Here is a 9,712-nt window from a genome sequence, read left to right on the forward strand (position 1 = left end):
AAGGCATCCTATTAGAGTTACGAACAAACGATGCCTCGGTCTCTCCGGCCCGCAAGCAGCCGCCGACACCAGTGGTTCCAACCGCCGGCTTCCCACCAGGCATCGCACTACGTCATTCGCGACGAAATGCCCTCGGGAAGAGACGCACACTTGATCCAGGGATTCGCCCCCAGGGGACCGCCGCTGGGGTGGGGAGAACGGATCAGCGTGGTCGCCGGCGTGCTTCTTCCTCCACTGCCGACTCCACTGGGTTCACGATCGTACGCACTTCCGATTCTGGGGTCTCGGTATGGGATTCGACCGTATAGAAGCGCACTTCGTGCCCGTCGGGATCGTGCAGGAGAGGAAGGATCCAGCCGATCGAGGCGAAATGCACCCCACCATGCCGGTCGCCGAGCTGGTCGAGATGTCCTGCCAGCGCTTCGAGTGCATCGCGGTCGGGCACGCCGATCGAAAAGTAGTCGAATCCTGCCGCTGCAGCCTTCTCTGGGTCGAGCCGCAGCGCCATCACTGGCCCGCCTGCCGGGTGCCGCATCGCAACACCCATGAGCCGGCCCTCTTCGTGGAACTCGACCGCCACCTCATAGCCGAGTCTCGTCCGATACCACTCGACCGATCGCGAAATGTCCGCGACGGGCAACTTCAGATGGTGAACGCCGGCGAGCGTCGGAATCATGACCAGTCCCTCCGTGACGCTGACGTTCAGAATCCCTCGCCACGTGGAACGTCATCAAGGAAACACTCACCGGAGCGGCAGTGGAATGGGACTCTCTACCGCCGGATCCGCTCGCCGGATGGACAGAAACGTCGATCCTGGACCTCGGCGGTTGTCCGACCAGCGCGCGGATCCGGAAAGAAGCGTCACCGGGGCTGTTCGGGCAGTGCCTCTCCCCCGATCCCGCTGATCTCGGTGATCGCCCACTCGTCGTCGCTATCGAGGGTGAGGCGATACGTCGCGGTGGACTGGATACCCTCGGGGGCCTGGGCGTTGGTGGTGTGGACGCTGACGAAGCAGTCGACGGTGTAGGTGCCGTCGGGGCCGGCTTCGGCCTTGGCAGTGATCGGTTCGGCGGTGGACGACCACTGCAGGGGCACGATGATCTGTTCCATCGACGTGGCGGCCCTGGTGAGGCGGTCGGTGAGTTCCGGGGTGGTGCCGGCGACGAGGCGCCCCTTCCAGGCGCCGAGGTCGCGGAAGTCCATTTCGGCGGCGCCGATGGCGTAGTCGAGGGCGACCTGTTCCGCCTGCTCGCGACCGGCCGCGTCCGCGAGGAGCGCGTCGCGTTCGCTGCGGGCGTCGAGCCACTGCCAGGTGGTGAGGCCGAGGGCGGCGACGAGCACCACCCCGGCGGCCCCGACCGCGGCGCGGGGCGGGGTCCACCGCTCACGGTCGGCGGTGATTTCGACCAGATCGGTCCGGTCGGTGGCGTTGGGCAGGGTGGTGACGTTCATGTTTTCCTCGTCTGTCGTGGCTGGCCGGGATGGATGGGTTCGGTTAGTTGCCGGGCATCTCCAACTCGAGGGTGAGAGCGTCGCCGGAGTCGGTGGAGGTGAGGACGTTGTTCATCAGGGTGCCGATGTCCATGCTGCGGATGCTGTTCGCGGCCTCGGATACCGCGGGCAGGAGGTTGACGCCGATGGTTTGGAGGTCGGGCGCGGTGGCGTCGAGGAACTTCTGCAGTTCGCCGATGAACGGGCTCGCCCCGTACTTGATGCCGGCGTTGAGGGGGCCGCGGTCGGAGGCGAAGCGAATACCGGCGAGCAGATCCTTGAAACCACTACCGAATTCGGCAACACGGGGTTCGGTGGCGCGCATCCCCTTGGGAATGGTTCCACTGTCGAGCAGCAGAGGCTGGACGGTGCGGAGCAGCGTGGTGAAGGTGTCGGAGTTCTGCGTGATCGTCGCGGCCATGAGTTCCCCCGACCGCTCGAGGTTGCCGTAGACGCGCTGGTCGTCGGGCAACGCAATGTCGAGGGTGCGGAAGATCTCGCGGACGCCGTCGGGTTCGACCTGCGTGAGCAGGTTGGTGAGCCGCTCGGACAGTTCCTCGAACGTCGTGGGCACGACCACCTGGTCCGACGCGAGCACGGCGCCGTCCTCGAGGGCCGGTCCGCCATCGGAACCAGGTGACACGGCGAGGAACGGCTCGCCGAGGGCCGAGAGGTTGTCGAGGCGGACGGTGCTGTCCGCGGCGATCGGGGTGTTCCGGTCGTACTTCCACGACACGGTGACGGCGTCGGCCGACGCCGTGATGTCGGTGACCTCACCGATGTCTATGCCGCGCAGCAGGACTCGCGATCCGACGACGAGCCCGTTGGTGTCGGGCACCTCGACCTGCGCGGTGTAGACGTCTTCCATGAGCCCGGTGCGCAGACCCTGCTGGCTCATGTATCCGAAGGACAGGGCCGCGATGACGGCCATGCCGCCGAGGGACAGTACGGTTCGCCGCATCACTTCACAGCTCCCAAAATTCGCAGGATGTTCTCGGCGTCGGACACGAGCTGGTCACCGTTCGTCGAGTCGACCGCGACGACGTCGACGGCCGGGTGCTGCGCGAACGGGATCAGCGTGGTCCGTAGGAAGTTGGACAGGTCCACCGCAGCCGACGGGGTACCCCGGGAGATGTCGGTGGTGTCGGCGAGCGATTCGAACATCGGGATCAGCCACAGGCCGCCCTCGTAGAGGCTGCCGACCGACGGGAGGATCTGGCCGATGTGCGAGACGACATCGACCGCGAGGCGACGCCAGTAGTGCACGGTCTCCGCATCGAAGATCGTCTCGAGCGACTCCGCGTTGTTGTTCAAAGTCGTTGCGGTGGCGTCCAACCCGTTGAGCATGCGGTCGATCTCCGCGGTTCGCCCGCCGAGATCGTCGAGGTCGACGGCGACGGTCGAAGCGAGACGCTGGATCTCGGGCACGTCCGGCATGACGGAGTTGACGCGACCCATCACCTCTTCGATGCGGCGGATGCTGCCGCCGTTGATGAAGGTCGCGAGGACGGCCATCGTGTCCTCGAGCTGGGGCGGCGAGGTGGTGCGCTCGGTGGGGACGGTCGCGCCGTCGCGGAGGTACTCCCCCGTCTTGCCCTGCGGGTCCCGCACGAGCGCGACGTAGGTGTCCCCGAGCAGGGTGTTCTGGCGGACGATCGCACGGATACTCGCCGGCACGCGCGTGTCGGAGCGGATCCCGGCCGTCACGGCGACGCTGTCGTCCTGGAGGGCAACCTCGCGGACCTCGCCGACGCGGACGCCGTCCATGATGACGTCGGCGCCGGACGGCAGGTTCATCACGCTGGCGAACTCGATCGAGATCTCGTAGCCGTCGCCGATACCGCCGCGCACGGACGGCAGGTCCTCGGGGCGCAGCGAACACGCCGAGGCGACGAGGATGAGGGCCAGCGCCGTGAAGGTCCGGATTCCGCGCCGGATCGTGCTCGAGGTCATCGCACCGCTCCGTTCAGGTCGAGCAGACCGAGCAGGCCCTCTTCGGTGACCTTCTCTCCCGAGCCCGCACGATTGCAGCTACCGGGACTCAGCGACTCGAGGAGCGCACAGAGCCGTTCTGCTTCTTCGTCTTTCAGAGCGATCGCGGGCGGGGTGAACCCTGCCGTCAGCGGCCCGGACTGCGCGGTCTGCTGGTCCACGGCCCCCTTCAGGGAGGGCACGGTGGAGACGAGGTCGCCGATGTCGCCGGAGCGGGCTGCGGCGAGGGCGATCGCATCGGTCGCCTGGCCGTGCATGAACGGCCAGATCTCGTCGCCGTACCTGTTCTGGACGTCGTCGAGCAGGGCGACGAGCCATCCGATGCCGACGCACACGTCGATCGTCCCGGGCCACAGGTCGATGCCGGCGTCGACGACGTCGGGCATGTTCGCGACGATGTTCTTGATCGCCGCCCACTGGGCGAGGGCGTCCTCGGTCAGCGGGGCCATGTTGTCGATGGACGAGCCGATGTCCGCGACGAACCGGTCGGGGTTCTCCATCGCACTGGCGGCGTGTTCCATCATCGCCCGCGCGTTCGGTCCCTGGCCTCGCAGCGACTCGTTCAATCCGGTCACGGCCATCTCGATGGTGTCCTCACCACCCTCCGGCGACAACGCCTCGATGAAGTCCGCCGCCGATCCGACGACCTCGGAGATCGTCTTCGGTGTGTGGCTGTTCCGGAGCGGAATGCACGATCCGGGTTCGAGGGTCGGCCCCGACTCGTAGTTCCCGACGAGTTCGAGGCTGCGGTCCGCGAGGATCGACTTCGACCGCGTCACGGCCTGGACGTCGGCCGGGAACAGACGTCCGCCGTCGGTCGTGAAGACGACCTCGACGTGATCGCCCTTTGACACCACCGAGTCGACCTTGCCCACCGGAAAACCCATCTGCGTGACGGGGTTTCCCGGGTAGAGGCCGATGCCGTCGGGCATCTCGGCGCACAGGGTCTCGGACGGTGCCCCGGTGTCGTTCGCCTGGGCGTGGGTGACGGCGACGCCGCACGACGACGCGATCGCGGTGGTGGTCAGCGCGATGATCGTCATTCTGGTCGTTCTCTTCACAACAACCTGCCGTTCATGTCATCAAGACGGAATGTCGAGGGCTGCATCAGCATTGGCGTCCCGGTACCGGGACACAGATGTCCGAGGCCATCAGGGTGCCACCGCCGATCTCGGCGATACCGGTGGGCGTGAGCCAGTTCGCGAGCTGATCCCGGGTCGCGGCCAGTGCATCGATCGACGGCCCGAACTCCGCGTTGAACTGCTCGATCATGCCGCGGACCTGTGCGATGCCGGCCGCCACCTCCTCGCGATGGTCGAGGTAGTACTCCTCGTAGGGCGCGACCGTCATCAGGACGTGGCCGAGCAGCCGGTACGCCTCATTGAAGCCCGCGTGGGTGGTGTTGTAGGTGGCGAACACGATGTCGATCTCGCGGATCAGGTCGAACACCATCTGACGGCTCGCGTTGAACGTCGTCAGGTACTCCGAGGCGAGGCTCGCGACGGTGTGGACCTGGGCGCGCTGGTGGTCCATGACGCGCGCGACCGCGCTCATCCCGGCGATCACCGATTCGACGGAGCCGGGGTTCTTGTTCAGGGCCTCCGCGACCTGCGCGAGGTTGGCGTCGATCAGCTCACCCTCGACGTTGTCGGTGACGTTGGGAGCCGCCTGCAGCACGTCGCCGATTGAGTACGGGACGGTGACCTGCCCGGCGGGCAGCGTGGAATCGCCGAGCGGAACCTCGCCCAGGGGAACGAGCGTCACCGCGTAGCCGCCGACGGGGGTGAGCATGCGGACCTCGACGCGCGTATCGGAGCCGACCTCGAGGTCGTCCTCGACCTCGGCTGTGACGCGCACCGAGGTGTCGCCGAGTTGCATGTCGGACACCTTGCCGACGGACACACCCGCGACACGCACGTCCTGCCCCACCGAGATGGCCGACACGTCGGTCGTCTCGAACGAAATCGTCTTCCGCCCGGGCGGATTCGTGTACAGGACCGCGGTGGCGACGAGCCCCAGGACGACGAGAGCGGCGACGCCCGCACCGATCCGGAGATCGTTGTCGAACCACGCCGCGATGCGGCCCGATCCGAATCGTCCCTTGCTCATGACGCGCTGCATACGACGACCTCACTACCGTTGAGAAGAACCTGGACATCGGTCGGCAACTGGGCGAGACCGTGGGTGCACCCCGCTCCCGCTCCGGCGGGCAGACTCGCCGGCAACTGCAGGCCGGCGACCGCCGGGGGCAGCAACCGGATGGCGTCCGCGGCTTCCTCCAGCGACGTGAATGCGTCGGCGACCATCGCGTCGACGTCCGCACCCGGCGCGAGCCCATAGGCGTCGAGCAGCCGCTTGACGGGGGTCAGGAACTGCGGACCGTAGGACGCGGTCTTCGGGAACTCGTCGAGAACGGTCATGGCCTTTCCGATCGGGAAGCTCACGGAGCGAAGGAATTCGACGACGCCGTCGGAGCGGCCGCCCATGCTGTCCGCGATCCGGGCGAGATTGTCGGCGAGGGTGGACAGGACCTGCTCGCGGTCGGCGGCGAGGTCGGCGAGCTTCTGCGCGTCGTCCATCATCGGGGCGAGACCGCTGCCGTCGCCCTGGAGCAGCGAGATCGCGTTCTCGGCGAACCGGTTGATGTCCTCGGTGCTCATCGTGGCGAGCACCGGCTGGAGGCCGTTGAACAGCTCGGTGATGTCGAACGACGGCCGGGTCCGTTCGAGCGCGACGTGATCCACCGGAGTGCCGGACCCGGATCCGAAGTCGACGTCGATGTACCGCACGCCGGTCAGGTTCTGGTACTTGACCGCCAGGGTGGTGTCGTCGGTGAGGGTGTAGGGCTCCTCCATCGTGAACCGCACCTCGGCGATGGTGCTGCCGTCGCGGCGGTGCAGATCGATGGATTCGACCTTCCCGATGCGGACGCCTCGCGTGCGGATGTCGCCGTTGGATCCGAGACCGGACACGTCGGAGAATTCCGCGGTGTAGCTGCGGGTGGCGCCGTCCACGGGGCTGCGCATCGCACTGATGACCAGACCGAACAGCATCACCGAGATGACCGCCGCGATCACGAGTTTGACGATGGTCGCGATGTAGGTGGCGCGGGTCGTCATCGCTCGCCTCCTTCCGGGGCCGGTGCCGCTCCGAGTCCGAGGGGCGCAGTGAACGAGGGGAATCCGTCGACGAGGACGCGCAGGCGCAGTCGCTGTCCGTCGGAGGTGTCGACGAAGGTCGAGTCGAGGCGCCGCACGATCTCGCGGGCCGCGGCCGGGGTCATACCGCCGTTGACGAGGTGCGGGAAGACGTCCGAGGTCACGACCACCGTGTCGATCAACGGGGTGAGTTCACCGCCGTGCGACGCCAGCAGGGCGCCGGCCTGGCCGAACAGTTGGTTCGCGGCCAGGGTCAGACCCGCGTTCGCTTCGTCGAACACCGCGTCGTCGACGCCGATCGAGCCGTCCGCAAGGTGGTTGTAGTTGCTGTCGTAGATGGCCATGAGGGACGCGATCGCCTGCTCGCTGAATCCGGGCATCGCCTCGAGGATGTCGTTGAAGTGTGCGATCTGGACGGTCGGGAGTTCCTGCTGGGTGTCGGCGACGTGATCGGCGACCTCGACGCCGGTGTCGATCCACGGCGTCAGTCCGTCGAGGTAGTGGACGGTCTTGTCGAGCGACGAGATCATGTCGTCGGTCAGGGTGCCGTCGATGGTCAGCGAGCCCTGCTCGATCATCGTCGACATCGTGTAGTCGCCCTGTGGTTCACGTGCGAGTTCCATCCCGGAGGCGATCGGGTTGCCACCCGGCTGCGCGACGAGGTTCACCGCGGACGTGCCGAAGTAGTTCTCGGGCCGGAAGTCGAGTTCGAACCGGTCGGTGAGTCCGCCGATCTGCTCCTCGTCGAGAACAAGGTGCATCCGCACCGATTCGGTGTCCGTGCGTTCGAGTTCGGTGACGGTTCCGACGGACCGGCCGCGCAACACGACTTTCGTTCCTTCCGTGACGCCCGGTCCGACATAGGCGACGTCGACTGCGACGTCGATTCCCTTCGGGGCGGACCATTTCGGGTACATCGTCGCGCCGACGGCGGCTGCGACCCCGAGTACCGCGAGGGTGGCCATTCCGGTCGTTGCCAGCCTCCGCGACTGCTCTGCCGCTGTTCCGCGCAGGAAGTCCTGGCTTCTCGACATGTTCGTTTCCTCATCCCTTGAAGACAAGTTCGGGGCTCAGGCCCCAGATGATCACCGTCATCACGAAGTTCAGGACGACGATGGCGACCAGGCTCGCGCGGATCGCGCGTCCCGACGCCGAGCCGACACCCGCCGGCCCGCCCGACGCGAAATACCCGTAGTAGCAGTGGATCATCGTGACGACTGCACAGAAGATCAGGGCTTTGGCGACCGACGCGGCCAGATCCGGAACGTTGAGGAACTGGCCGAAGTAGTGGTCGTAGGTGCCGCTCGGCTGGTCGTGGAAGTTCTTGACCACAAGACCACCGGTGATGAAGCTGACGACGAGCGCCATGAGGTAGCCGGGCAGGACCACGAGCATGCTGCCGATCAGGCGGGGTCCGACGACGAACGGGATAGCCTGCAGACCGATCGATTCGGTCGCGTCGATCTCCTCGGAGATGCGCATGGACCCGATCTCGGCCGTCATCCGGCAACCGGCCTGGGCCGCGAAGCCGATGCCGGTGATGATCGGCGCGATGACGCGCACGTTGCCGAACGAGCCGATGATGCCGGTCAGGGCGCCGAAGCCGAGCAGGTCGAAGGCCATGAACGCCTGGATGGCGACGACCGCGCCGACTGCGATACCGAGGAAGAACATCAGGCTGATGACACCGCCGTCGACGACGAGCGACCCGTTGCCCCAGGCCATGTTGTTCATCGTCGCGAGGGTCTGCTTGCGGTAGTGCTTGACGGTCTTCGGGAGCAGGTAGAAGGTGCGGGCCGTGAACAGCACGATCTGGCCGAGTTCCTCGACCGCTCCCCTGGCGCGTCGGGTCACCGCACCGAGTCGGGCCGACACCGGTGTGTGCTTGCGAATCCCGCGATGCGCGGGTGTTCCGGTCGTCATCACGCGAGCCTTGCCGGGAAGAACATCAGCTGGAGCTGGCTGACGACGAGGTTCGCGATGAAGATGCAGAACACGCTCAGCACGACGGAAGCGTTGACGGCGTTGGCGACGCCGGTCGGTCCGCCCTTGGCCTCGAGGCCGCGCAGGCCGGCGATGAGCACGACCATCGCGGCGAAGATCACCGATTTGAGGACCGAGAATGCGAGGTCGGTGGGGGTGGCGAAGGCGCCGAAGGACTGCCAGAAGCTGCCCGGCACAACGTCGTTGACGTTGGCAGAGATGGTCAGGCCGGCGGCGACACCGGCGGCGATGATGACGATGCACAGCATCGGGGCGATCGCGATCATCGCGAGGAAGCGGGGAACGACGAGGCGCTGGACGGGGTCGATGCCCATGACCCGGATCGCCTCGATCTCCTCGCGGATGGATCGGGCGCCGAGGTCGGAGGCGATCGCCGAGGCGGCCGCGCCGCTCATGAGCAGACCCGCCGCCATCGGCGCACCCTGGCCGACGACGCCGAGGCCGCTGGCCGCGCCCGCGAGGGAGTTGGCGCCGACCTGGTTCATGATGCCGCCGACCTGGACCGAGACCTCGGCGCCGATCGGGACGGCCATCAGGAGCGCCGGCAGTGCGGTGACCTTCAGGAGGATCCACATCTGCTCGATGACTTCACGCAAGGGCAGCTTCATCGCGATGGTGTCGGTGACGCAGTAGCGCAGGACGTTTCCGCCCAGGCGGGCGGACCGGCCGCTCGTCGCGAGGGATGCGGCCGGCTTGCTCGTCAGGTACTTCGCGAGGCGCGACAGGCCCGACATCCCCCGCTTCTTTTCCGCCAGGGGTGCGATGGCGGGTGCGCTCATCGGACGACCACCGCCGGGATCTCTTCGGTGGGGGTGTCGAAGTCCCGGTACTCGGCGTATGCCGGTTCGGCTCCGAGGCTTTCGCGGATCGCGTGCTGCGCTGCCTCGGGCAGCGTGTGCAGGATCGAGCGGACACGGTCCTGGCGGCGCGCCACGGCGCGGCGTTCGGGCATGCCCGGCGTGGCCTGCATCTGCGGCACGATGCCCTCGACGTCGTCGACACCACCGGCATGATGCCCGGCGTCGACGAGCGCCTGCTCGTGCGCCATCTGCGCCTCGTCCTTCTCC

General features: G+C 67.0%; 10 protein-coding genes and 1 pseudogene. All 11 read right to left on the reverse strand.

Annotated features, from left to right (window positions below):
* Positions 1–202: 202 nt before the first annotated feature.
* Positions 203–676: a VOC family protein gene (locus tag M1M07_RS14165; RefSeq protein ID WP_248674635.1), complete on the reverse strand. Its 474-nt coding sequence runs from the start codon at positions 674–676 to the stop codon at positions 203–205.
* 185 nt (positions 677–861) lie between these two features.
* Positions 862–1,452: a hypothetical protein gene (locus tag M1M07_RS14170; protein ID WP_248674637.1), complete on the reverse strand. Its 591-nt coding sequence runs from the start codon at positions 1,450–1,452 to the stop codon at positions 862–864.
* A gap of 43 nt (positions 1,453–1,495) precedes the next feature.
* Positions 1,496–2,452 carry an MlaD family protein gene (locus tag M1M07_RS14175; protein WP_248674656.1) on the reverse strand — a complete coding sequence of 319 codons (957 nt, stop codon included), beginning with the start codon at positions 2,450–2,452 and terminating at the stop codon, positions 1,496–1,498.
* Positions 2,452–3,444 (reverse strand): MlaD family protein, encoded by a 993-nt coding sequence (locus tag M1M07_RS14180; protein WP_248674639.1) that lies wholly within the window; start codon positions 3,442–3,444, stop codon positions 2,452–2,454. Before M1M07_RS14180 ends, M1M07_RS14175 begins: the two co-directional genes overlap by 1 nt.
* Positions 3,441–4,526, reverse strand: a complete 1,086-nt coding sequence (locus M1M07_RS14185; protein WP_248674641.1) for an MlaD family protein — start codon at positions 4,524–4,526, stop codon at positions 3,441–3,443. Before M1M07_RS14185 ends, M1M07_RS14180 begins: the two co-directional genes overlap by 4 nt.
* 64 nt (positions 4,527–4,590) lie before the next feature.
* Positions 4,591–5,592 (reverse strand): MlaD family protein, encoded by a 1,002-nt coding sequence (locus tag M1M07_RS14190; protein WP_248674642.1) that lies wholly within the window; start codon positions 5,590–5,592, stop codon positions 4,591–4,593.
* Positions 5,589–6,602, reverse strand: coding sequence for an MlaD family protein (locus tag M1M07_RS14195; RefSeq protein WP_248674644.1), 1,014 nt, complete (start codon positions 6,600–6,602; stop codon positions 5,589–5,591). Before M1M07_RS14195 ends, M1M07_RS14190 begins: the two co-directional genes overlap by 4 nt.
* A complete protein-coding gene (locus tag M1M07_RS14200; RefSeq protein WP_248674645.1) occupies positions 6,599–7,675 on the reverse strand; it encodes an Mce family protein in 1,077 nt (358 codons plus the stop codon). Before M1M07_RS14200 ends, M1M07_RS14195 begins: the two co-directional genes overlap by 4 nt.
* 10 nt (positions 7,676–7,685) lie before the next feature.
* On the reverse strand, positions 7,686–8,564 hold the full coding sequence (locus M1M07_RS14205; protein ID WP_248674646.1) for an ABC transporter permease: 879 nt from the start codon (positions 8,562–8,564) through the stop codon (positions 7,686–7,688).
* Positions 8,564–9,379, reverse strand: a complete 816-nt coding sequence (locus M1M07_RS14210; protein WP_248674658.1) for an ABC transporter permease — start codon at positions 9,377–9,379, stop codon at positions 8,564–8,566. The genes M1M07_RS14205 and M1M07_RS14210 overlap by 1 nt, the downstream gene beginning before the upstream one ends.
* Before the next feature lie 41 nt (positions 9,380–9,420).
* Positions 9,421–9,712, reverse strand: a pseudogene (locus tag M1M07_RS14215) (ABC transporter ATP-binding protein); the annotation flags it as partial.

Origin of the sequence: Rhodococcus sp. HM1, assembly GCF_023218075.1 — a bacterium.
GTDB lineage: Bacteria > Actinomycetota > Actinomycetes > Mycobacteriales > Mycobacteriaceae > Rhodococcus.

Bases quoted from the DNA above. Each gene is read 5' to 3' on its own strand.
- M1M07_RS14165 (WP_248674635.1), bottom strand. From the start codon at position 676: ATGATTCCGACGCTCGCCGGCGTTCACCATCTGAAGTTGCCCGTCGCG.
- M1M07_RS14170 (WP_248674637.1), bottom strand. From the start codon at position 1,452: ATGAACGTCACCACCCTGCCCAACGCCACCGACCGGACCGATCTGGTC.
- M1M07_RS14175 (WP_248674656.1), bottom strand. From the start codon at position 2,452: ATGCGGCGAACCGTACTGTCCCTCGGCGGCATGGCCGTCATCGCGGCC.
- M1M07_RS14180 (WP_248674639.1), bottom strand. From the start codon at position 3,444: ATGACCTCGAGCACGATCCGGCGCGGAATCCGGACCTTCACGGCGCTG.
- M1M07_RS14185 (WP_248674641.1), bottom strand. From the start codon at position 4,526: ATGACGATCATCGCGCTGACCACCACCGCGATCGCGTCGTCGTGCGGC.
- M1M07_RS14190 (WP_248674642.1), bottom strand. From the start codon at position 5,592: ATGAGCAAGGGACGATTCGGATCGGGCCGCATCGCGGCGTGGTTCGAC.
- M1M07_RS14195 (WP_248674644.1), bottom strand. From the start codon at position 6,602: ATGACGACCCGCGCCACCTACATCGCGACCATCGTCAAACTCGTGATC.
- M1M07_RS14200 (WP_248674645.1), bottom strand. From the start codon at position 7,675: ATGTCGAGAAGCCAGGACTTCCTGCGCGGAACAGCGGCAGAGCAGTCG.
- M1M07_RS14205 (WP_248674646.1), bottom strand. From the start codon at position 8,564: ATGACGACCGGAACACCCGCGCATCGCGGGATTCGCAAGCACACACCG.
- M1M07_RS14210 (WP_248674658.1), bottom strand. From the start codon at position 9,379: ATGTCGGGCCTGTCGCGCCTCGCGAAGTACCTGACGAGCAAGCCGGCC.